Origin of the sequence: Microbacterium lacus, from assembly GCF_002812805.1 — a bacterium.
GTDB classification, from domain to species: Bacteria; Actinomycetota; Actinomycetes; order Actinomycetales; family Microbacteriaceae; genus Microbacterium; species Microbacterium lacus_A.
Window position 1 is genome coordinate 1 of record NZ_NMUM01000013.1, and the last position, 23,338, is coordinate 23,338.

At 66.9% G+C, this 23,338-nt stretch carries 22 protein-coding genes; 20 read left to right on the forward strand and 2 right to left on the reverse strand.

Annotated elements, in window-relative coordinates; all coding sequences use genetic code 11:
- Positions 1–53: 53 nt before the first annotated feature.
- Entirely contained in the window at positions 54–1,322 is a 1,269-nt protein-coding gene (locus CGU34_RS04505) for an IS256 family transposase (RefSeq protein ID WP_100809674.1), read from the reverse strand.
- Between the two features lie 324 nt (positions 1,323–1,646).
- Between CGU34_RS04505 and CGU34_RS04510 the strand changes: the two genes are divergently transcribed.
- From CGU34_RS04510 to CGU34_RS04520, 3 genes are read left to right on the forward strand one after another with little or no spacing between them, the layout of a single operon-like run.
- The gene (locus CGU34_RS04510) at positions 1,647–2,807 is read left to right on the forward strand and encodes a sugar ABC transporter substrate-binding protein (RefSeq protein ID WP_051513730.1); all 1,161 of its coding nucleotides are present in this window, start codon (positions 1,647–1,649) and stop codon (positions 2,805–2,807) included.
- A gap of 5 nt (positions 2,808–2,812) precedes the next feature.
- A complete protein-coding gene (locus CGU34_RS04515; protein WP_051513732.1) occupies positions 2,813–4,354 on the forward strand; it encodes a sugar ABC transporter ATP-binding protein in 1,542 nt (513 codons plus the stop codon).
- Complete coding sequence (locus CGU34_RS04520; protein ID WP_036300074.1) at positions 4,351–5,349, forward strand: ABC transporter permease; 999 nt, start codon at positions 4,351–4,353, stop codon at positions 5,347–5,349. Before CGU34_RS04515 ends, CGU34_RS04520 begins: the two co-directional genes overlap by 4 nt.
- A 37-nt stretch (positions 5,350–5,386) precedes the next feature.
- On the opposite strand, the gene CGU34_RS04525 is transcribed toward CGU34_RS04520, so the two are convergent.
- On the reverse strand, positions 5,387–6,331 hold the full coding sequence (locus tag CGU34_RS04525) for a LysR family transcriptional regulator (RefSeq protein WP_036300077.1): 945 nt from the start codon (positions 6,329–6,331) through the stop codon (positions 5,387–5,389).
- Positions 6,332–6,507: 176 nt separating this feature from the next.
- Between CGU34_RS04525 and CGU34_RS04530 the strand changes: the two genes are divergently transcribed.
- The 17 genes from CGU34_RS04530 (at position 6,508) to CGU34_RS04610 (ending at position 23,332) form a co-directional block, all read left to right on the forward strand.
- Positions 6,508–7,518, forward strand: coding sequence for a VOC family protein (locus CGU34_RS04530; RefSeq protein ID WP_100813427.1), 1,011 nt, complete (start codon positions 6,508–6,510; stop codon positions 7,516–7,518).
- A 77-nt stretch (positions 7,519–7,595) separates the two neighbouring features.
- A complete protein-coding gene (locus CGU34_RS04535) occupies positions 7,596–8,564 on the forward strand; it encodes a fumarylacetoacetate hydrolase family protein (RefSeq protein ID WP_100813409.1) in 969 nt (322 codons plus the stop codon).
- On the forward strand, positions 8,561–9,571 hold the full coding sequence (locus CGU34_RS04540; RefSeq protein WP_100813410.1) for a cyclase family protein: 1,011 nt from the start codon (positions 8,561–8,563) through the stop codon (positions 9,569–9,571). Before CGU34_RS04535 ends, CGU34_RS04540 begins: the two co-directional genes overlap by 4 nt.
- 34 nt (positions 9,572–9,605) lie before the next feature.
- Entirely contained in the window at positions 9,606–10,751 is a 1,146-nt protein-coding gene (locus tag CGU34_RS04545; protein WP_100813411.1) for an FAD-dependent monooxygenase, read from the forward strand.
- Complete coding sequence (locus CGU34_RS04550; protein ID WP_100813412.1) at positions 10,748–11,770, forward strand: amidohydrolase family protein; 1,023 nt, start codon at positions 10,748–10,750, stop codon at positions 11,768–11,770. The genes CGU34_RS04545 and CGU34_RS04550 overlap by 4 nt, the downstream gene beginning before the upstream one ends.
- Positions 11,767–12,747 (forward strand): fumarylacetoacetate hydrolase family protein, encoded by a 981-nt coding sequence (locus CGU34_RS04555; RefSeq protein ID WP_036300090.1) that lies wholly within the window; start codon positions 11,767–11,769, stop codon positions 12,745–12,747. Before CGU34_RS04550 ends, CGU34_RS04555 begins: the two co-directional genes overlap by 4 nt.
- A 120-nt stretch (positions 12,748–12,867) precedes the next feature.
- A complete protein-coding gene (locus CGU34_RS04560; protein ID WP_232711538.1) occupies positions 12,868–13,380 on the forward strand; it encodes a transporter substrate-binding domain-containing protein in 513 nt (170 codons plus the stop codon).
- Entirely contained in the window at positions 13,377–14,348 is a 972-nt protein-coding gene (locus CGU34_RS04565) for a cation transporter (RefSeq protein WP_036300093.1), read from the forward strand. The genes CGU34_RS04560 and CGU34_RS04565 overlap by 4 nt, the downstream gene beginning before the upstream one ends.
- 137 nt (positions 14,349–14,485) lie before the next feature.
- Positions 14,486–14,968 (forward strand): pyridoxamine 5'-phosphate oxidase family protein, encoded by a 483-nt coding sequence (locus tag CGU34_RS04570; protein ID WP_036300097.1) that lies wholly within the window; start codon positions 14,486–14,488, stop codon positions 14,966–14,968.
- A gap of 159 nt (positions 14,969–15,127) precedes the next feature.
- Positions 15,128–15,988 (forward strand): ABC transporter ATP-binding protein, encoded by an 861-nt coding sequence (locus CGU34_RS04575; RefSeq protein ID WP_100813413.1) that lies wholly within the window; start codon positions 15,128–15,130, stop codon positions 15,986–15,988.
- On the forward strand, positions 15,985–16,740 hold the full coding sequence (locus CGU34_RS04580; protein WP_198517682.1) for an ABC transporter permease: 756 nt from the start codon (positions 15,985–15,987) through the stop codon (positions 16,738–16,740). The genes CGU34_RS04575 and CGU34_RS04580 overlap by 4 nt, the downstream gene beginning before the upstream one ends.
- Positions 16,737–17,492 carry an ABC transporter permease gene (locus tag CGU34_RS04585; protein ID WP_100813414.1) on the forward strand — a complete coding sequence of 252 codons (756 nt, stop codon included), beginning with the start codon at positions 16,737–16,739 and terminating at the stop codon, positions 17,490–17,492. The genes CGU34_RS04580 and CGU34_RS04585 overlap by 4 nt, the downstream gene beginning before the upstream one ends.
- 122 nt (positions 17,493–17,614) lie before the next feature.
- Positions 17,615–18,688, forward strand: a complete 1,074-nt coding sequence (locus CGU34_RS04590) for an ABC transporter substrate-binding protein (RefSeq protein WP_100813415.1) — start codon at positions 17,615–17,617, stop codon at positions 18,686–18,688.
- Between the two features lie 78 nt (positions 18,689–18,766).
- Entirely contained in the window at positions 18,767–19,783 is a 1,017-nt protein-coding gene (add, locus tag CGU34_RS04595; protein WP_100813416.1) for an adenosine deaminase, read from the forward strand.
- A complete protein-coding gene (locus CGU34_RS04600; protein WP_100813417.1) occupies positions 19,780–21,183 on the forward strand; it encodes an NtaA/DmoA family FMN-dependent monooxygenase in 1,404 nt (467 codons plus the stop codon). Before add ends, CGU34_RS04600 begins: the two co-directional genes overlap by 4 nt.
- 46 nt (positions 21,184–21,229) lie before the next feature.
- Complete coding sequence (locus tag CGU34_RS04605; protein ID WP_051513751.1) at positions 21,230–21,826, forward strand: TetR/AcrR family transcriptional regulator; 597 nt, start codon at positions 21,230–21,232, stop codon at positions 21,824–21,826.
- A gap of 111 nt (positions 21,827–21,937) precedes the next feature.
- On the forward strand, positions 21,938–23,332 hold the full coding sequence (locus CGU34_RS04610) for an NtaA/DmoA family FMN-dependent monooxygenase (protein WP_100813418.1): 1,395 nt from the start codon (positions 21,938–21,940) through the stop codon (positions 23,330–23,332).
- Positions 23,333–23,338 lie beyond the last annotated feature (6 nt).

Consider the following 23,338-nt stretch of genomic DNA (forward strand, 5'->3'; position numbering starts at 1 on the left):
GGTCAAGTCCCGTGTTGTGGTGTCAATCCGGCTGCTTCCTTGATGGGTGAGGGTCAGGCGGTGAGGAACAGGTCGGGGCGCTCAGGCTCGGCGTGGTCTTGGAGTGTGTGGACGAGTTTGCGCATGGAGATGTCGGAGAGGTAGCGGCGTTCACCGTATTGCCATTCCTCGTGCTGCTCCTGCAGGACGGCGCCGATGAGGCGGGTGACGGAGTCGCGGTCGGGGAAGATCTGCACGACGTCGGCGCGGCGTTTGATCTCACGGTTGAGGCGCTCGATCGGGTTGTTGGACCAGACCTTCTGCCAATGCTCACGCGGGAGCGGCGCGAATCCGGTGAGGTCTGCTTCGGCAGCATTGAGCATGTCTGCGATCTCCGGGAACGACCCGCGGAGGGACGTGGAGACCTGGTGATACTGGGCGATCACGGCCTCGGGGGTGGTCTGCGCGAAGATCGTCGAGATCAGCGCGTTGACGGGCTTGGAGCGTGCCGATCCGAGCTTCTGGGTGACGTTACGAGCGAAGTGGACGCGGCATCTCTGCCAGCCCGATCCGGGGAGGATCGCTTTGACGGCGGCTTTGATGCCGGCGTGAGCGTCGGACGTGACGAGGGTCACGCCGAGCGGGTCTGTGTCGGTGGAGACTTTCAGACCGCGGTCGCGGAGGGAGCGGAGGAACTCGGTCCAGAAGTCCGTCGTCTCCGCGTCGCCGAGAGCCATCCCGAGGATCTCCCGACGGCCGTCGCCGCTGACCCCGGTCGCGACGATGAGGGCTTGGGAGAGAACCCGGCCACGGTGGCGCACGTCGAGGTAGGTGGCGTCCAGGAACAGGTACGGGAACCAGGTGTGATCGAGCCGGCGGTGCAGAAACTCGTGCACCACCTCATCGATCTCGGAGCAGATGCGGGAGACGGTGGACCGGCTGATGCCGGTGTCGTTGCCCAGCGCGCGGACGAGCTGGTCGACCTTGCGGGTGGAGACTCCGTCGATCCAGGCCTGGCAGATCACCGCGTAGAGCGCCTTGTCGACACGGCGGCGTGGGCTGAGCAGGCTCGGGAAGAACGACCCCTCCCGCAGCTTCGGAATCTGAATGTCGACCTCCCCCGCGGGCGTGGCGAGCGTCTTCGCGCGAGCACCGTTGCGACGCGTGGTGCGCTCCGCCGTGCGTTCGTAACGGGCCGCGCCGATCTTCGCGGTCGCTTCCGCGTCAACAAGGTCCTGCAGCCCCGCCTGCAGCATCCGACGGAACACGTCGGAATGGGCGAGGTCAGGATCGGCGAGGACTTCTGCGATCAGGGTCGTCAAGGCAGACTGATTCTGGGTCATCGTGGGATCTCTTCTTTGCTTCTTGGCGGAAACAACTGGTCATCCCACGATGGCCCTCCTACGTCAACGACGACGAGAACCCCGCAGGAATTGACACCAAGCTACGAGACGCACCCCGTCGGATACGCGCGGGTCGACCCGCCCGCGGAGTCTTCGGGCGAGCCGTCTGGACGTGCCGAAAACAGCCTCATGGTGTGGCGTGTGTGGGCGCGCGGAGGGGCTGCCCAACGGTCGTTTTCGACCGTTTTCGGCCTATTCTCTCGGCGCTTGCGGTCCTATACATTTCGACACGTCTGCACCAGACATCGAATCAAGGGAGATTCCGTGAAATCACATACCCGCAGAGGTCGGCCGCTCGTCGGCGCGCTCCTCGCACTGACGATCGCCCTCGTCGTCACGGCCTGTTCCACCGGGACCGTCGGTGGAGGAACCGACACCCCCTCGGCATCCGCACCCGCCGGTGGCGACGCGGCATCGGCGCTCGCCGCCGCCTACGAAGGCGTGGTCGGCGCCCCGCCGACCGAACCCGTCGCCGTACCGAGCGACATCACCGCATGGGTCGTCTCGTGCGGTGAGCTCGCCACGACCTGCGCGGCACCCGCCGCCGGCGCGGTCGACGCATCCGAGCAGATCGGGTGGGAAGCGAGCGTCTGCGACGGCGAGCTCAACCCGAACGGCTGGGGAAGCTGCATCCGTCAGGGCATCGCCGCACAGGCGGACGTCATCATCACGATCGGCCAGGACTGCGGCGCCATCAGCGGCGCCCTGCAAGAGGCGGCCGACGCGGGGATCACCACGGTCAACGTGGGTGGCGTCGACTGCACCCCGTCGCTGTACACCGCGAACGTCACGATGCTCGAGGGCTTCTCGTACGAGGAGTACTGGTCGAAGGTCGGCGAACTTCAGGCGGATTGGCTGATCGGTCAGACCGACGGCGCCGTGAAGCTCCTTCAGGTCGAGTTCAACGACACGCAGTGGGGCCCGATCATCACCGAGGCACTCGAGGCTCGTCTCGCCGAGTGCGAGGGATGCAGCATCGTCGGAACGGTTCAGCTGGCGAACTCCGACCTGGCAACGGGCACCCTGCCGCAGAAGTTCTCGACCGCGCTGCTGCAGTACGCCGACGCGAACGCCGTGGCGATCCCGATCGACGGATGGTTCCTCGCCGGCCTCGGCCAGGCAATCAACGCGTCCGGTCGGGGCGAGACCCTGCACGTGGTCGGCAACTTCGGGTCCATCCCGAACTGGGAGGTCATCCGATCCGCCGGAGGACAGGACGCTACCGTCGCGAGCGCCGCCGAGTGGAACGGCTGGGCGGGTGTCGACGCGGCGCTGCGCAGCCTCGCCGGTCAGGACATCCTGCCCGCGGGCATCGGTCTGCAGGTCGTGGATGCCGAGAACAACCTGCCTGACGCCGGGCAGCCGTTCAGCTACACGCCGACGATCGACTTCCAGGCCGACTACCTGTCGGTCTGGGAGCGCTAAGTCCCATGGCCACCGAGCAGCGCGTCACCTCCGACGCCATCGGCCTGCGCGCGAGCGGCGTCTCCAAAACCTTCGGGCACTTCCGTGCTCTCGTCGGTGCGGAACTGGTCGTTCGTCGCGGGACGGTGCACGCGCTGCTCGGTGGCAACGGATCGGGTAAATCCACGCTCATCAAGTCCCTCGCCGGCGTCTATACGGCGGACGAAGGCACTCTTCACCTCGGAGGACGCGAGCTGGCGATGGCGGATGTCTCGCCCGCCGTTGCTCGCAGTCTCGGGCTTCGATTCGTGCACCAGGACCTGGGGCTCTTTCCGCAGTTGAGCATCGCCGAGAACATCGGTCTGAGTCGCGGGTACCCGACTCGATGGAGTGCCATTCGCGAGCGCGAGCTTCGTACCGGCGTTCAGGCGCTACTCGAAACCTTCGAGATCGAGGCGGATGCCCGAACGCTCGTCGCGCATCTCCGGCCCGCCCAGCGGGCGATGGTCGCGATCGCGCGGGCCCTCGACGACGCCGAGTCCGCGGACTCGATCCTGATGCTCGACGAGCCGACGGCAGCGCTCGGCGAGCACGACGCGGGTGAGTTGATGCGAGCCATCCGCAAGCGTGCCGACGGCGGTCAGACGATCGTCCTCGTCAGTCACCGCTTCAGCGAGATCGCCTCCGTCGCGGACGACGTGACCGTCTTCCGCGACGGACGATCCGTTGGCAGTGCGCCACTCGACGCGATGCCGCTGCCCCAGGTCGTGAGTCTGATGACCGGGGGCGAGGGTCGCGAGATGCCGCGCTCGTTCGTCGAGCACGAGGCGGGGCCAACCCGGATCGAGGTGCTCGGCCTGACCGCGGGCGCGAGCAGGTCGGTGTCTTTCACTGCGGGCGAGCGTGAGATCCTCGGATTCGCGGGACTCGACGGCGCGGGGCACGCAGACGTCGTTCGCGCCCTCTTCGGAGCCCTCCCCGTCGTGGCCGGTTCGGTCGCGGTGGACGGAGCGGACTACGCCCCCCGCACGCCTCGCGAGGCCATGGCCGCCGGCAGCGCTTTCGTCCCGCAGGATCGCCATGCCGATGCCGCTTTCGCCGATATGTCGGTGACGCAGAACATCAGTGTGTCCGTCCTGGATCGCCTGTGGAACGGTCTCACGCTGTCTCGCAAGCGCGAGCAGCACACGTCGGATGACGCGATCACACGGTACGACGTCCGGGCCGCGAACGCGGATGTCCCCCTCGGCGTCCTCTCGGGCGGAAACCAGCAGAAAGTGATCATCGCGCGCTGGCTCCAGCGCGACCCGAAGCTCATCCTGCTGCTCGAACCTACCCAGGGTGTTGATGTCGTCTCCCGTCACGACGTCTACGACAAGATCGTCGACGCCGCGCGTTCGGGTGCCACGGTGCTCGTCGCGTCGTCCGATCTCGACGAACTACTCACACTTACCCACCGCATCGCGGTCTTCCGGGCCGGCCGTATCGCCGTCGTCCTGGATTCCGCACACACCACGCGCGACGAGATCGCGAACGCGATGATGGCAGAGGAGCCAGTACCCGCATGACTTCGCCCCAGACCCGAACCATCCCCGTGCAGCGCAGCAGCTTCTCGGCGGTCGGCGAGCGCTACGGGCTCCCCGTTCTCTTGCTCGTGATCATCGTGTTCTTCGCCGTGCTTCCGGCCAGCTCGTCCACCTTCTTCTCGCCCGCCAACCTGTCGGTCGTGCTTGCCAACCAGTCGGTCGTGATGCTCTGCGCCATCGCCGTGATGATCCCTCTCATCACCGGCAACTTCGACTTCTCCGTGGGGGCGAACACTGTGGTCGCGGCGATGGTCTGCGCCGGCGCGCAAGCGCAGCTCCAGCTGCCCGTTCCGGTCGCGATCCTGCTCGCGCTCGCCGCAGGAGCTCTCGTCGGCCTGATCAACGGCTGGCTGGTCGCCGTCGTCGGACTCGACGCGTTCATCACGACGCTGGGTGTCGCGACGGCTCTCGCAGGCCTGGTGCAGTGGTACTCGGGCGGCCTGCCTATCTACGGCATCGACCCGTCGATGATCGCCTTCGGTTCGCAGACGTGGCTCGGTCTTCCGATGGTCCTCTACGTCGTCATCGTGGTGTTCGCGATCATCTGGTACGTCCTGACCTGGACGCCCTTCGGTCGACGCCTCTACGCGGTGGGTTCGAACCGGCGAGCCGCGGATCTGGTCGGAATCAGTGCGTCCCGGCTGACCCTCGTCGGCTTCGTCCTCGCGGGCACGCTCGCCGGAGTCGCCGGTGTCCTGCTCAGCGCACGCACGGGCGGGGCGAACCCGAGCGCCGGAACCGAGCTGCTCTTTCCCGCCCTCGCCGCCGTCTTCCTCGGTGCGACGGCGATTCGACCGGGTCGCTTCAACATCGTCGGAACGATCATCGGTGTGCTCTTCGTGGCCGTCGCCGTCAGCGGGCTGACCCTCGCCGGGGCCCAGTCGTGGGTCGATTCGGTCTTCAACGGCGTCGCGCTCGTGATCGCGGTCTTCGTCTCGACTTACCTGCGTCGGCGCCGCGAAGGGAGCGCCCGCTAGACGCTGCTTCTGACGGGCGCCATCCACGCGGCGGGTGTCACGGCGCGTGCGCGTGAATGCCGTACTCGACGATTCGGCCTGCCTCGGCGAACAGGTCGCGCATCCACGCGTGCTCGGGATCGCGAGAGTGCACGGGATGCCACCACAGCGCATTCACGATGGATGTGGCGGGGAAGGGAAGCCGCATGACGCGGGTCCCGCCGAGTTGCCGGGCGAAAGGAACGAGGGCTCCCTGGATGAGTCCGATCCGGTTCGTGCCCTGCACGAAGTGGGGAAGGCTCAGGAAGCTCTCGACCACGACGTCGACGCGCGGTTCGATGCCCAGCTGTTGAACCTGCCGCCCCACCGAGGTGAAGGCATTGCGCGAGGCGTACGTCATGACGAAGGGAAGCGCCGCGAGATTGTCCATCGTCAGCTCGTCGCCGACGTCCTCGTTCTCATCCGCGACGAGCCCGAACCAGTCGTCGCGCCACGCGTCGATGTACGGCAGGTCGCTCAAGAACCCGTGCGGGATGAGCATCGCGTCGGCGGAGCGCAGCCGACTGGAGGCATCCTCGACGACCTGCGGCGTGTGCAGCATGAAACGGAAACGGACTCCGGGGCTCCGCTCGGCGGCGAGCCGTGAAACGACCGTACCGATCGTCGCGAAGCCGTAGTCGGATCCGTACACCGAGAACTCGCGCGTCGACTCGGTGGGGGTCCAGGTCGCCTGGCTGTCGAAGACCCGTCGTGCGGCCTCGAGTGCGGTCGTCACGTGATCGAGCAGCCGGACTGCGAACGGCGTCAGCTCGAGGGTGTTACCTCGCCGCGCCAGGATCGGATCGTTGAAATGGGCGCGCAAGCGCGAGAGCGAGGCGCTCAGCGCGGGCTGGGTGAGGTGAAGCCGTTCCGCTGCGCGTGTGACGCTGCGTTCGGTGAGGAGTGCGTCGAGGGCGACGAGCAGATTGAGGTCGAGCCGATTGAGTCGGGAGCTGTCTGTCACGGTGCGCTCCTTCGCGCGGGTGCGGTGCTGTCGAGGTCCATGCGGTCGTGGTGCGGGGCGTATCAAGGGGAATGATACTCGACATCGCCAGAATCGACTTCCCTTATGTGTTTGCTCCTCGCATGCTGGTTGAGCAGGGCAGATCCGGTGCCCGCCTGCTTCAGAAAGGATCGAAGATGATCAAACTTCTCTCCCACCTCTCCTATGTGGCCATCACGACGCCCGACGTCGAGGCCTCGGTGGAGTTCTACAAGACGCACGTCGGTCTGACGGAGGTCGCCCGCGAGGATGGCCGCGTCTACCTCCGCTGCTGGGGTGACTACTACGCATACTCCGTCGTCGTCGTCCCGGGCGATGAGGCGATGCTCGACACGATGGCGTGGCGCACGTCCAGCGCCGAGGCCCTCGACGAGGCCGCGAAGCGCCTCGAGGCCGCGGGAGTCGAGGTCGAGTGGTTCGACGGATACAAGGTGGGCCGGGCGCTCCGCTTCGTCGGACCGTGGGGCCACCCCATGACTCTGCACTGGGACGTAGAGCGTTTCCAGGCCCCGGGACACGAGGCGTCGATCTTCCCCGACCGTCCGTCGAAGCGGTCCAAGGTCGCCGGAGCGCCCCGTCAGCTCGACCATGTCACGATCGCCGCAAGCGACGTCGACGGCTTCGCGAAGTGGTACAACGACGTCCTCGGCTTCCGCATCATGGCGCGCACCGTCCTCGACGAAGCCCCCATCTCGGTGTTCTCGGTCCTGACCACGAACGAGAAGTCGCACGACCTGGGCGTCGTTCTCGACGGATCGTCGCGCGCCGGCCGCGTCAACCACTACGCGTTCTGGGTCGACACCTACGAAGAGCTGCTCATCGCGGCGGACACCCTGATGGAGGATGGCGTCGCGATCGAATACGGCCCCTCCATCCACGGCATCGGCGAGCAGACCTTCCTCTACTACCGTGAGCCCTCGTCGATGCGTATCGAGCTCAACACCGGCGGGTACCGCAACTACGTGCCCGACTGGACGCCGAACACGTGGAAGCCGTCGCTCGGGTCGAGCAACATCTACCGCAACGGGTCGATGCCGATGTCGATGACGGAGTCCTTCCCCGCTGCCGACGGCCCCACGGCTACCGAAGAGGGAGTTCCGGACGAGATCCGCGAGAAGCTCTTCAATCCGTACACCCAGCACGGCTGAGAACCTGAGACCGGGCTCGGGCGGCGCCGCCGATCGCGCCGCCCTGGCTCGTTCCACTTGATCGGCAAGGAGTAAAGATGACGAAGACGTCCGCAGGCCTCGAAGCCCCGTTCGCGCTAGCGCGCTTCCACGAGGAGGGACGCGCCGTTCTCGGCCTCGTCGCGGGTGACCGCATCCGGCCCCTGACTCCCGCCGAACTCGGAGCGGAAGACCTCAATTCCTTCCTCGCCGATCCGGCGTGGGATCGACTCGCAGCACTCGCCGGGCAGGACGGCCCGTGGCGTCCGCTCGACGAGGTGACACTCACCGCCCCGGTCGAGCCCCGCGAGGTGCTGCAGGCGGGCGCGAACTACCGCACCCACGTCATCCAGCTGATCATGGCCGGTCTGTCGAAGGGCGACCCGTCCCGGAGTCCCGACGAGGTGCGCGCCCACGCCGAGAAGGTGATGGATGCGCGCGCCGCAAGCGGGCGTCCGTTCTTCTTCATCGGCCTACCGCAGTGCGTCGTCGGCGACGACGTCGCGCTCGAGCTGCCCTCGTACAGCGAGACGCACGACTGGGAACTCGAGCTCGCGATCGTCATCGGGCGCCGAGCGTTCGACGTCGAGCCCGAAGACGCGATGGATCATGTCGCCGGATACACGATCGTCAACGATGTCACGACGCGTGACCTGGTCTTCCCGACGGACGTCGGCGACATCGGCGCCGACTGGTATCGCTCCAAGAACGCGCCCGGGTTCCTTCCGACCGGCCCGTTCCTGGTGCCGGCATCCTTCGTCGACCCGTCCAACCTGCGCGTGGTGCTCGAACTCAACGGCGACGTCATGCAGGATGCGACGACCGCCGAGCTCATCTTCGACGTTCCCTCGCTCATCTCCGTCGCCTCTAAGACTGCGCCACTGAACCCGGGCGACCTGCTGCTGACGGGAAGCCCCGCCGGCAACGGTCAGCACTGGAAGCGGTTCCTGCGCGACGGCGACGTCATGACCGGGTCGATTCAGGGACTCGGCACCCAGGTCGTGCGTTGCACAGCGGGGACTCGATGAGCACCGACCGGCCCCAGCCGTCCGAGCGCCCGGCGGACCTTGACCGGCAGAACCCCGAGGCCGAGATCGCGGCACGCGCCGCGGCCCACCGCAACTGGGGTCGATGGGGCGAAGACGATGTGTTGGGAACGCTCAACTTCATCGACGAGGCCAAGCGCGCTACCGCCGCTCGACTCGTGTCGCAGGGCCGTGTGATCTCGCTCTCACAGAAGTTCGACACGGACGGCCCGCAGAAGGGGTGGCGGCGTCGCATCAACCCCGTGCACACGATGACCGATACGGGAACGGATGCCGAGCGTGGCAATCAGGGATTCCCGCACGGAATCGGCGGCGCCGACGACTACATCACGATGCCCTTGCAGTGTTCGACCCAATGGGATGGCCTCGGGCACATCTTCGATCACGGGAATGCCTGGAACGGGCGGCGTGCCGGGGATGTCGTCACGAGCGAGGGAGACCTGGTCACCGGCATCGAGCACGCTCGTGATGTGATCGTCTCGCGCGGCGTACTGCTCGACCTCGGCCGGCACCTCGCACCCGAGACCGGCGAACTGCCGGATGGCTATGCCATCACGGCGGACGAGCTGGATTCCTGCATCGCGGCGCAAGGCGCGACGAGCGCGGTCGGCCGCGGCGACATCGTGCTCGTCCGCACCGGTCGGTTCACGCGCGCGGTACGCGAAGGGTGGGGCGAGTACGCCGGTGGCCCGGCTCCCGGGCTGTCGTTGACGACCGCGGGATGGCTGCACCGCACCGAGATCGCGGCGATCGCGACCGACACCTGGGGCTTCGAGGTGCGTCCCAACGAGTTCGACGCGCCCGCCTTCCAACCTTTGCACCAGATCGTCATCCCGAACATGGGCCTGACGATCGGCGAGATGTGGAACCTTGACGAGCTCGGCGAGACCTGTGCCGAACTCGGTCGCTGGGAATTCCTGCTCTCGGCGCCCCCGCTGCCCATCACGGGCGCCGTCGGTTCGCCGATCAATCCCGTCGCCCTGCTGTAATCCCCCCACGATCCGGAACAGAGAGGTTCTGAAAATGACCGTCGCGAACAACGCCGTCAACAAGGTCGCCATCGTCGGAAGCGGCGTCGCCGGGCTCGCCGCCGCCATCCAGCTCGCCAAGGCGGGCGTGGACGTCGACCTGTACGAGTCCACGTCCGAGCTGTACGCCCTCGGATCCGGTATCTCGCTGCAGGGCAACGCCCTGCGCGTCTTTGATGCACTGGGAGCCTGGGACGACATCCGCGCCGCCGGGTTCGCGTTCGAGGGGCTGACGCTTCGTGCCCCCGGTCCCGACGCCCCCGTCGTCGCGGCACTGCCGGACGTGAAGACCGGCGGCCCCGATTACCCCGCCGCGATGGGGATGCCGCGCGCGGACCTCGCCCGGATCCTCGCCGAGCACGCCGTGAGCGCCGGTGCGGCGATGCATTTCGGGTCGAAGGTGTCGGGCCTGGAGCAGGCCGAGGATTTCGTCGAGCTGTTCGTGAACGACGAGAGCGTCGGCCACTACGACCTCGTGATCGGTGCGGACGGGTTGAACTCGCGCGTTCGCGAGATGATCGGCATCGAGACCAAGCCCGAGCCGACCGGCATGGGCATCTGGCGCACCTTCGTCTCTCGCCCGGCGGACGTCGAGCGCAGCGAGCTGTACTACGGCGGCCCGGTGTACATCGCCGGCTACACCCCGACGGGCGAAGACTCGATGTACGCGTTCCTCGTCGAGAAGGCGCAGGACCGCGTCGGAGTTTCGGACGAAGAGGCGACGCGCATCATGCTCGAGGAGTCACGGGCGTACGGCGGGCCGTGGAACGCGATCCGCGCGGATCTCGAGAAGGGTGCTCACGCGAACTACACGTGGTTCACCCAGCATCTGGTGGCGGCGCCCTGGAATCGCGGACGTGTCGTGATCATCGGCGATGCCGCGCACAGCTGTCCTCCCACGATCGCCCAGGGCGCAGCCCAGGGACTCGAGGATGCCTTCGTGCTCACCGAGCTGTTGATCACGCGCGACCAGATCGATCAGGGCCTGTGGGACGAGTTCCACCAGCGCCGCATCCCGCGCGCGCGGGCGGTCGTCGAGGCATCCGTCCAGCTCGGGCAGTGGCAGATCGACGGTGATCGCGACGCGGATGCGGGCGGTTTGATCTTCGGCATCGCGCAGAAGATGGCGCAGCCCGCATGAGCGTTCATCAGAGCGGTGTGACCGACGTCCACGCCCACGTTTTGCTGCCCTCGCTCCACGCCGAGGTCGAGCGGCGTGCGCCCGATCTGGTCGCCGAGGCCGCCGCGCTCGACTTCCGCCGCAACGGCGCCGCGAGCCAGGCGGTCTCGGGCCCGATGATCGGCAAGCGCATCCCGAAGCTGACCGATGTGAACGTGCGGCTGGCAGACATGGATGCCCAGGGTGTCGAACGCCAGTGGGTCAGTGCCTCGCCGAACCACTTCTACCCGTGGGCGCCCGAGGGACTCGCGGTCTGGGTTGCGAGTGAAGCGAACCGCCTGATCGCGGAGTATGTCGCGCAGGCCCCCGATCGGCTCACGGGCCTCGGGCTCGTTCCGATGCAGCACCCCGAGCGGATGGTCGAGTATCTCGACGATGCCGTTCTCGGCCGCGGCCTCGCGGGCGTCGAGATCTCGTCGTTCGCGGGCGACGTGGAGCTCTCGGACGAGCGTCTCGAGCCGTTCTGGGCGCGCGCCGCAGAGCTCGGGATCGTCATCTTCCTGCACCCGTTCGGGTGCAGCCTCGACGAGCGCCTCGACCGGTTCTATCTCGCGAACACCGTGGGTCAGCCGACCGAGAATGCGGTGGCTCTGTCGCACCTGATCTTCGCGGGCGTGCTCGATCGGCATCCGGGACTGAAGATCGTTGCCGCGCACGGCGGGGGCTACCTGCCGACCGTCATCGGTCGCTCGGACCACGCCTGGCGTGTGCGTCCGGATGCGCGGGTCTGCGAGCATCCGCCGTCCACCTATCTGCGAAAGCTCTGGTTCGACACCGTCGTCCACGATGAGCGCACACTCCGCGCGCTCGTCGAGGTCGCGGGGGAAGACCGTGTGGTGCTCGGCAGCGACTACCCGTTCGACATGGGGCTCGACGAACCCGTCGCGAAGATCCGTGAGGCCGGGCTGCCGGAAGAGATCACGCAGCGGATTCTGGGCGGCAACGCCGCGGCTCTGCTCGAGACGAAGAGGAACGCATGAGGATCGCCCGCTGGCGCGACGGGGACACGATCGGCGAGGGTTTCGTCGAGGGCTCGGATGTGGTTTCGTTCCCGCGTGGCCGCACCGTCGCATCCGTTCTGGCCGAGGGCCTGGACGCGGCGCGCGCGCTTCACACCGAGACATTCGGTCCGTCGGGTGCCCGAAGGCGCCCCCTCGCGGACGTGGACCTGCTGGCACCCGTCGTTCCGCCGTCGGTTCGCGACTTCGTGACGTTCGAGGAGCACGTCGAGGGCGTGAGCGCGGGTGTGGAGGGCAAGAGCGATGTGCCAGCCGAATGGTACGGGGCCCCCACCTTCTATTTCACCAACCCGCACACGATCCTCGCCCCGAGCGAGCCCGTGCGTCCCCCGGTGACCGAGCGTCTCGACTTCGAGCTCGAGCTCGCGGTGGTCATCGGCGCCGTGCCGGGATCTGACGGATCGAACCTCGATGCGATCTCCGCAGCGCCGCACATCTTCGGGTACACGATCATGAACGACTGGTCGGCTCGTGACCTGCAGGCGCGTGAGATGAAGGTGCGCCTCGGCCCGTGCAAGGGCAAAGACTTCGGCACGACCCTCGGGCCGTGGATCGTGACGGCCGACGAGCTCGAGGGGTATCTCGACGAGGACGGCTTCCTCGCGGTGCACGCCGAGGTGCGGATCAACGACGAACTCATCGGCGAAGACCTGGTGTCGAACATGGGGTGGCCGTTCCCCGAGCTCGTCGCCTACGCATCCCGGAATTCGCGCGTGATGCCGGGTGACGTCCTCGGTTCGGGCACGGTCGGCAACGGTGGCTGCCTGGGCGAGCTGTGGGGTCGCAACCGCGGGCTCACGCCGCCGCCGCTGCAGACGGGAGATGTCGTCCGCATGGTGATCGAGGGCATCGGCGAGATCGAGAGCGTCGTGGGCGAGCAGGTCGCGGCGCCGCCCCTCCCGTCCGCACGCGTGAGGTCTCGCGCCCGCACACGCTGAGCAGATGTCTGCGCACTGTTGAGCACACCTTTCGGGAGAGCTCAACCCCCTCCCGTCGCGCACGCGTCGGAGCCACACTCGGACCGTGGAAGGGACCGAGGGGATACGGCGGTGGCGAACATGAGAATGGGCGCTCGCTCCGGCGCACGTCACCTCACCTGGGTGGCAGGCACGGTGGTGACGGCGCTCGCACTTGCGGGTTGTGGGATACAGATCCCCGCGGATCCCTCGGGCACGCTCGACACGGTCCGCGGCGGCATCCTCCGGGTCGGGGTCTCCCTGAATGATGGCTTCGTCGAGACAGGCCAAGCCGGCAGCGGTGAGCCCGAGGGGCCAGAAGTGGAACTCATCGAAGCATTCGCTGAATCGCTGGGCGCGGAGCCCGCGTGGACCGTGGGGGCGGAAGAGGCGCTCGTTCGCCAGCTGGAACGCGGGCAGCTGGATCTCGTCGCCGGCGGCCTGACCGACGCGACCCCCTGGATCGACATGGCGGGCGTGACGAGACCGTACACCGAAGTGACCGATGATGACGGCAGCACGCTCAAGATCGTGATGCTGACACCGATGGGTGAGAACGCGTTCCTCACTGAGCTCGAGACATTCCTCAGCGATACCGAGAGGGTCGGTCAGTGAGCCGCGAGACCGTGCGATTCGGTCACACCGAGCTGCCGGAGCGTCAGGCGAAAGTGTTGCGCCGAGCCATCCGACTCGAGTGGATCACCATCGGCTTTCTCGCCGTGACCGTGACCCTGGTTTTCCTCGTTCTCGGCAGCTCGCAGGCGATGAAGGCGGCATGGATCGAGGACCTTCTCTCCTTCATCCCGCCGATCGCCTTCCTCATCGCCGTGCGCATCAATCGGAAGCTGCCGACCAAACGTCACCCATACGGGTTCCATCGATCGGTCGGCGTCGGACATCTCGTCGCAGCCGTCGCGCTCGCGACGATGGGAACCTATCTCATCGTCGACTCCACGATCGGACTGGTCGCCGCGGAACACCCGACGATCGGAACGGTGGAGATCCTCGGATCGACGATCTGGCTCGGATGGCTCATGATCGCGGTCATGGCCGTCACGGCTCTTCCACCCGTCTTCATCGGTCGTATCAAGCTGAAGCTCGCGGAAGATCTGCACAACAAGGTCCTGTACGCCGACGCAGACATGAACAAGGCCGACTGGATGACCGCGCTCGGCTCGATCATCGGTGTCACCGGTATCGGCATCGGGCTGTGGTGGCTCGATGCCGCGGCTGCGATTTTCATCGCGGCCAGCATCCTGTGGGATGGCATCCGAAACCTTCGTGCTGCGCTCGCCGACCTCATGGACGAACGAGCCACGACGTTCGACGACAAGAAGCCGCATCCCGTGGCCGCTCGCGTCGACGACTATCTGCGCGCGCTCCCCTGGGTGGCGGCGGCGGGTAGTCGGATGCGCGACGAAGGGCACGTCTTCCACATCGAGGCCTTCGTCGTGCCCGTCGACGGCCGACTCCCAACCCTCGACGAGCTCGAGGAAGCCCGCCAGGCGTGTATCGATATCGACTGGAAGGTGCAGGACATCGTCCTCGTCCCCATTCGCGAACTCCCCGAGGTCGTCAGCTGACCAGGTGCGGTGTGCCTGCGGCCGGCGCGTAGCACCTTCGGTGGCGTTGTCAACGCCCCCGCGGTCTCCCGAGCGCTGCGGTTGACTGTGCGAAACGATCCCCGGATACGGGGTTCCTCGCGCAGGAAGGCGCCATCATGACCGCTTCATCATCTGAGCTCCACAAGCTCAACGACCTCTTGAAGAAGTTCCGTTTCGCGATGCTGACGACCCGCACCACGGACGACAAGCTGACGGCGCACCCGTTGACGGTTCAGGAAGCCGAGTTCGACGGCGACCTCTGGTTCATCATCGGCAAGAGCGCTTCGGCGGTCGAAGACATCGCGCGCGACCCCAACGTGGGCGTCTCGTTCAGCTCCAACGATTCGTGGCTGTCACTCGCCGGAACCGCGCTTGTCGTGGAAGATCTCGCGAAGCTGCGGGAACTCTGGAACCCCGCGGTGGAGGCGTGGTTCCCCGACGGACCCGAAGACCCGAACGTCGTTCTACTGAAGGTCGACGCTCTGAGCGGCGAGTACTGGGACAGCCCGGGTGGCAAGGTCGCAACGCTCGTATCGCTCGTCAAGAGCAAGATCACCGGCGAGGCGTTCGAAGCTGACAACGAGAAGTTCGACCTGTGATCTGAGCGGGTCGGCGTCGAGAACGTAACAAGGTCCGCACGATCGCGTCACCTGGCCGAAACAGGACGTTCCTACGGTTGAACTAACCAATTCACTCGGGCGGAGCAGCAAGCGTACGAGTGGCTCGATCTGGAAGTTCTTGACCGGACGGATCCCTCCATGGCCTCTGCTGCACTCGTCACCGCACCCACCTTCACCGCCGCTCAGACGGCCTCGACCACGGACGTGGGCGTTGCTTCGGGACCGAAGACGGCCGTCTCGATCCGTGCGGCAGACAAGATCTTCTCGCTGGGCCGTGGTAAGCAGTTGCAGGCCCTGGCGCAGGTCGACATCGAGATCGAGGAGGGCGAGTTCGTCGCCATCATCGGCCCGTCCGGGTGCGGCAAGTCGACGGTGCTGCGCCTCGCGGCAGGGCTCGACGAGCCGACGAACGGAAGCGTCGAGATCTTCGGTGCCGAGCCGCGCCAGTTGGCGAAGCAGCACCGGCTGGGCGTCGCGTTCCAGGAGCATGCCCTGTTGCCGTGGGCCTCCGTGCGCTCGAACATCGCGCTGCCCCACAAAGTCGCCGGCCACAAGGTCGACGATGCCCGGGTAGACGGACTCATCGAGCTCGTCGGGCTCAGCGGTTTCGAGAAGGCGCGGCCGAAGCAGCTCTCGGGTGGCATGCGCCAGCGCGTGTCCATCGCACGCGCCCTCGTGCTGAGTCCGGATCTGCTTCTCCTGGACGAACCATTCGGCGCACTCGATGCCGTCACACGTCGACGCATGAATGCCGAGCTCGCGCGCATCTGGGGCGAGGAGAAGATCACCTCGATCCTCGTGACCCACGACGTCGACGAAGCACTCATCCTCGCCGATCGGATCATCGTGATGACCGGGCGCCCCGGGCAGGTCCGCGAGGTCAAGAAGGTCGACTTCCCCCGTCCGCGGGATGCCGAGACCACCCGATCTCCCGAGTTCCATGCCCTCGTCGACGAGCTCACCTCGCTCCTCGATGCCAGCGAAAGCGCCGCGGCGTGAAGCCCACCCGGCGATCCACCAAAGTCATCTACGGAGTCGTCGGCAGTGCGCTCCTCATCCTGGGCGCCGAACTCATCGGACAGTTCCAGCTCGCCGGACGGGCATGGCCCCCGTTGACGGATGTCGTGGCGTACGTCTCGACGCCGGCCGGCGCGAGCCTCGTGTGGCGGAACGCCCTCGTCACGCTCTCGGCCGCCGCCCAAGGGTTCGTCCTCGGCGTCGCCGTTGCCGTGATCGGGGCGGCGCTCGCGCTGGTCGTCCCGCTGCTGCGTCCGGGATTCGATCGCTTCGCGGCCATCCTCCACGCGGTACCGACCATCGCCCTGGCGCCGCTTCTGATCACGACCGTCGGCCGCGAGGATACGCCGATGGTGATCGCGGCACTCAGCGTCGGGTTCGTCATGTTCGTCACGATGACGTCGGGCTTCGCCCACACGAGTGCCGCGCACGAAGACGTCTTCACCGTGCTCGGTTCCCAGCGCATCCAGCGCCTCGCGCGTCTCGAAGTGCCGCAGGCGATTCCCGCCTTCTTCGACGGACTGACGCTTGCGGCTCCCGCCGCCGTGCTCGGGGCGACGATCGGCGAGTGGTTCGGTGCCCCGATGGGGCTCGGACTGGTGCTCGTCAGCGCCATGCAGAACTACCAGATGGCCCTGCTCTGGTCGGCGGCGCTGGCGGCGACCATCATGTCGCTGGCGGCATATCTCATCTTCGTCCAACTGCAACGTGTCGCCGTTCGGAGGTTCGCATGAGCCGCCTGCGTGCGTTCGGTGTGGGTCTGCTGCACCTCTGGCCGATCGCCCTGATCCTGGTCGCCTGGGACCTCTGGATCGTCCTGAACGACTACACGTCGACCGTCGCTCCTCGTCCCTGGAACGTCATCACCGACCTCACCGCGGGATTCGGCGACTATCTGCCCTCCGTGCTCTACACCCTGGGCGTCTCGTTGGGCGGGTTGATCGGCGGGACCCTCATTGGTTTCGTCGCCGGTATCGCGGTGTGGTGGTCGGCCGCGCTGTCGGGCGTCGTGACACCGACAGCCCTCGTCATCCGCTCGGTTCCCATCACCGCGATGATCCCGATCATCGCCCGGATCGTCGGCTACGGCGACGCGGCCGTGATCACCTCAACCGCGCTGATCTGCTTCTTTCCCGCCTTCGTCTTCACACTGTCGGGGTTGGCCTCGATTCCCGAAGCCGGTGCGGATCTGTTCCGGGTCATGGGTGCCAACAAGCTGCAGGTACTCGGACGCCTCGGCATCCTGCATGCGCTGCCGAATCTCATGATCTCGGTGCGCATCACCGCCCCGACCGCGGTGCTGGCGGCCATGCTCGCCGAGTTCCTCATGGGTACCAATGGACTCGGTGCCCTGTTCTCGGAGTCGCGCAGTTACATGAATATGGAGCGCGCCTGGGGCACCGCCCTCATCGCGACCATCGCGTCCGTGCTGGTGTTCCTCGGTGCGCGCGTGCTCGAGCGTCGCGTGGACGCACGCGTCACCTGATCCATCCCGATCCGATCCGCCAGTGTCGCGCAGGGGCGCGACCGTGGCGGGAGCCTTGCCGAAAACAGCCCACTCGATCTTGAAATCGCCCGATCAGATGCCCAACCCACACAAGGAGTCACATGTCGCACCCCCTGTCACGAGCCACACCGCACGGCCGCGAGCGCATCTTGACCGCATCCTCGTTCGCCCTCGTCGCATCGCTGGCGCTCGCCGGCTGCGCGGGTGCGGCGGGTGACGCCGAGAGCACGGAGGTCGGGGAGGAACTGACCACCATCCGGGTCTCGCTCGGCTGGATCAAGAACGTCGAGTGGGGAGGATTCTGGATCGCCGATGCCGAGGGCTATTACGCCGAAGAAGGTATCGAGGTCGAATGGATCGGTGGCGGGCCGAACGCCCCCACCACCATGGCGACCGTCGCCGCGGGGGATGCCGACCTCGGTATCGTGCCCGGCACGCAATCGTGGCTGCAAACCTTCGCCGACGGAAACGACTGGACGGCGATCGGCGCGCTGTTCCAGGAGAGCCCCGGCGCGCTCGTGTCGCTCGCCGATGATCCCGTCACGTCCGCCGAAGACATGGTCGGGAAGACGGTGCTCGGGCAAGAGGGCACCCAGATCAACTACGACGCGGTGTTCGCGCTCGCGGGTCTCGAGCCCGACTACGAATTCATCCCGGTCGGCTACGACATCGCGCCCCTCGTCGACGGCCAGGGTGTCGCATACACCGCCTACGCGACCAACCAGCCGATCATGCTCGAAGAGCAGTACGGACTCTCGCCCGACGACTACGTGGTGACGCTGTATGCCGAGCTCGGCATGCCGCTCTACGGCAACGTCGTGTACGGCGATTCCGCGTACATCGAAGAGAACGGCGACCTGATGGAGGGCTTCTTGCGGGCATCCATCCGGGGCTGGGAAGAGAACGGGGAGGACTTCGCTGTCGGAGCCCAGCTGTCCGTCGACGAGTACGGAGCCGATCTCGGTCTCGACATCGTGCAGCAGACCCGTGAGAACGAACTGCAGCAGCCGTTGGTCGTGGGTGAGTACGGCGACCCGCTGTTCTGGATGGACCCCGAGCTGATGCTGGAACTGATGTATCCGGGCCTCGAAGCGGCCGGCTACGCGGATCTTCCGGACCCGAACGACTACATCGACATGAGCTACCTCGAGGCGGCCCACGCGAGCCTCGAATAATCCCGTGAGGTGGGGCTCGGGAGTTCATCCCGGGCCCCACCTCCCACCCCCATCACTTCGATAACGAGAGAGAAACGCATGACCCTCACCGAGTCCCTCACCCCCGATGACGCCACCGTCAGAGATCTGCAGGCCCTGCCCAAGGGGCACCTCCACCTGCACATGGAGGCGGCCATGCGACCGGGCACGCTCGTCGACCTGTCGGGTGCGCTCGGGATCGAGCCCGTCGTGACGAGCGGATTCTCCGGGTTCACGGCGTTCAGCGAGACCTACCGCGGTCTGCTCGCGGCCATGGATCACCCCGACCACCTCGGCATCCTGATGGACCAGATCTTCGAAGATCAGGCGGCGGAGGGTGTTGCCTATCTCGAGCTCGGAGTGAGCCCTCGCTTCTACGCCGGGCGGTACGGATCGCTCGAGGCATCGCTCGCCGAGATGCTCGACCTCGCGCGGTCCGCTTCGGCGACCCACGGCGTTGCGTTCGGTTTCATGCCGACGATCGATCGCACCGCCGGGCTCGAGAACGCGATCGAGGTCGCTCGTGCCGCGGCGCGGTTCGCCGGCGATGGCGTCGTGTCGCTCGGACTCGCCGCGGACGAACGCGGCTTCCCCTGCGCCGACTTCGCCGATGCCTTCGCGATCGGCCGCGCGGCGGGACTGCAGTCGACACCCCATGCGGGTGAGCTGGTGGGACCGGAGTCCGTCTGGGAGGCGATCGACGTCCTCCGGGCGGATCGGATCCTGCACGGCGTGCGGGCGGTCGAGGACCCGGAGTTGGTGGCACTCCTGGCTGAGCGCGGCATCCCGCTCGACGTGTGCCCGACGTCGAACGTGCTGCTCGACGTCGTGGCCGAGATCGGCGAGCACCCGCTGACGGTCCTGCTGGATGCCGGCGTGCGGTGCTCGATCAACGCCGATGACCCGATCCTGTTCGGCCCCGACATCCTGGCCGAGTACGAACTGTGTCGCACGAGCCTGGGCATGACAGACGAGCAGCTCGCCGCGTGCGCGTGGACGTCGATCGAGACGACGCTCGCACCCTCAGACGTCAAGGCCGCGGCGAAGACCGCGATCGACGGGTGGCTTGCGGCATGAGCAAGACACTGCACTTCGGCGTCTTTGAGGTCATGGGCCCCCAGGTGGGTGGCACCTACAGTTGGGCGCACCCGCGCAGCGAGGGCCTGTCCTACCTCGACCCGCAGCATTGGATCCGGATGGTGCGGATCCTCGAAGACACCGGGTTCGACTTCCTCTTTTTCGCGGGGGGCTACGGCTATCCGCTGATCGACGGCGACTTGCCCCATGTGGCGACCGAGAAGGCCATCAACTTCCCGAGCCTGGACCCGGACTACCTGATTCCGATCGTCGCCCAGCACACCGACCGGCTCGGCTTCGTCGTGACGCAGTCGACGGGCCTGGATCATCCCGTTCAGCTCGCCCGTCGGTTCTCGACCCTCGATCATCTGACGGGTGGACGCATCGGCTGGAACATCGTCACGGGGGCGTCGCAGAACGCGATCGCCGACGTGTTCGGTCACGACAGCATGGTGCCGCACGACACCCGCTACGAAATGGCGGCGGAGTATGTGGAACTCGCCGCCCGCTTCTGGGAAACCGCGTGGGATGACGACGCCTTCGTCGGCGACGCCGCGGCGGGCATCTTCGCGCGACGCGACGGGGTGCACCGCGTGACCTACGACGGCGCGCACTATCGGTCGCGAGGATACTTCGGCGCACCGCCCTCGCCCCAGCGCACGCCCGTGCTCTTCCAGGCCGGCACATCACCGGCTGGCCGAGCTTTCGCCGCCTCGAACGCCGAGTGCGTGTTCGTGCAGGCGACGACCCCCGAGCGGACGGCCGCGGCCGTCGCCGATATCCGCCGGCTCGCCAGCGAGGCCGGTCGCGACCCCGAGGCCATCACCCTGATGTGCGGCCTGACCGTCTTTGTCGGCGAAACCGAAGCCGATGCGCTGCGGTACGAAGCCGAATTCGATGCGATGCAGACCGACGAGATCGTGGCGTCGCTGTACGCCGGCAATACCGGCATCGATCTGCTGGCGCTCGACCCCGACAAAACACTGCACCAGGTACTGGATGCCGGCGGGCCCATCGGGCAGATGGGTACGAGCAACATCGAGCGCTTCCTCGGTGACGCCGAGGGCACGGGTGCGCCGACCGTGCGAGAGATCCTCGACCAGTTGCGCGGCCGGGGGACGCGCGGCTTCCGTATCGTCGGAAGCCCGATCCAGGTGGCGGATCAGATCGAGTCGCTGATCGCCGCGACCGACCTCGATGGTTTTCTGATCGAGCCGGTCTTTGCGCCCCACGACCTCGAAGACTTCGGGCGGCTCGTGATGCCGATCCTGCGCGAACGCGGCCGGCTTCGCGACGGCGAGGCCGGCAACACGCTCCGCGCGCGGCTGTCGGAGACCCCGGGCAATGACCGGCTCGGCGCGGCGCACCCCGTCATCGCATCCCCGGTGACCGCGGGTTGATCGGCACCCGACGGGGCACCGATCCGCCGCCCGTAAGATGAGCCGGGTGGAGAACACGCCGGAGCGTCAGCGCCTGCTGGGCTTGGTTGTCGACCTCATCCTGCGCGATGGGGTCATCGATCTCAGCCTGAGTGCGATCTCACGTGCGATCGGCTCGAACAATCGCATGCTGCTCTACTACTTCGGCTCGAAGCAGGAACTGATCGGCGAGGCGGCGCTCGTCGCGTTCGACAGCTTCCCGCGGTTGCGTGACATGTTCGCCCGACTGAGCCAGCCGGGGGATCTCGAGCAGCGCTTGCTCACAGCGTGGGACGATCTCGCCGACCCCGACAGCCGGCCGTACGTCCGACTGTTCTTCCAGCGGTTCGGCATCGCCATGCGCGATCCGGACGACTGGGGCGATTTCATCGAGCGTGTCGGGCGGGAGTGGATCGAAGACGTTCGCGACACGCTCCTGGCGGACGGTTTCTCGCCCGAGGACGCCCTGTCCGGCGCGACGCGGGTCATCGCGCTGTTCCGTGGCTTGCAGTTTCTGCTGTTGTCGGGCGTTGACCCCGCTCAGCTGCGCGCGGCGTATCGCGACGCCATCCGGGATCTTTCGGGGACTGCTGCCCTCGCGCGCGCCTCCGTACCCTCGGCCTGACAGGCCGACCCGGCCGACCCGTGGTCGTCCAGGTTTTTCGGGACGGTGACACGGGCGAAACAATCGCACCCTAGCTTTGAACTGTTCAGTTCAGTGGCGAGAGGTGAAGACATGGGTTCCGAAGGCACGAAGCAGCCGTGGAAGATCGGAATGTTCCAGTGCGCGGGGCTGATGGGGGCATGGAAGCTACCCGAAAACACCGCGACCGACTTCCTCGACCTGAACCACTGGTTGACGATGGCCCGCCGATGCGAGGATGCCGGCGTCGACTTCCTGTTCTTCGCCGACGACTACGGGTACCCGGTCGTCGGCGACGGTATCCCGGCGACGGCCCTGCGCGGCGGAGTCCAGTTTCCGAAAGCCGATCCCACGATGATCCTGCCCGCGCTCGCCGCGGTGACGGAACGGCTCGGCCTCGTCACCACGCTGTCGACCACGGTTGAGAAACCCCCGATGGTCGCACGGAAGATGGCAACCCTCGACCACATCACCAACGGACGCATCGGCTGGAACATCGTGACCGGTGCGGGCCAGAACGCCTCCGCGCGCCTGTTCGGGTTGCCGATGACCGAGCACGACCTGCGCTATGAGATCGCCGCGGACCACGTCGACCTCTCGCTCAAACTGTGGGAGGGATGCTGGGACGAAGGCGGGCTCGTGATCGACCGAGAGGCCGGGATCTTCGCCGACCCCGACAAGGTTCGCGAGATCGAGCACCACGGTCCGCACTTCGACGCGAACGGCTTGCTGACGGTTCCGCCCGGACCCCAGCGGACACCCATGTTGTTCCAGGCCGGCGCATCCATTCCCGGTCGTGACCTGGCCGCAAAGTACGCCGAAGCCGTCTTCCTCGCCGCGGAGGTACCGGCGCTCACGGCCCAGATTGCCGACATCCGCCGGCGTGCCGAGGAGTACGGCCGCGATCCGCGCTCGATCAAGTGCCTCATCGCCGGCACGTTCGTCGTCGCCGAGACGGAGGCCGCCGCCCACGCCCTTCGTGCCCGCCAGACGGGGACGCGGTCGCTCGAAGACGCTGCCGCTTCGTACGCCTTCTTCACCGGACTCGACCTGTCGGTCATGGATCCCGACAAACCACTCGACGTCGAAGCGGCCCTCACGCAGACGGGCCGCACGAACGTCGAGCGCTTCCTCGGTCCCGACGCACCGACCGTCCGCGAGATCCTCGAGGAGTTCCAGCGCAACAGCGTCATGGGGGCGCCCTTCATCGGTGACGCCGGGCAGGTCGTTGACCAGGCGCAGGCCGTTATCGAGGCGACGGACGCCGACGGATTCCTCGTCCAGCCGGATCACACGGGCACCTTCGACAGTTTCATCGATCTCGTGATGCCCGAGTTGCGTGCGCGCGGTCTCGTGGCCACCGACCTTCCCGCGATGACGCTGCGCGAGCGGTTGCTCGGCACGGGCACGCCGCATCTCGCCCCGGAGCATCCTGGGGCGGCCTACCGACGCGACGTCGCAAGCGCTAAATCACCGGCCACCGCGTAAGGAGCG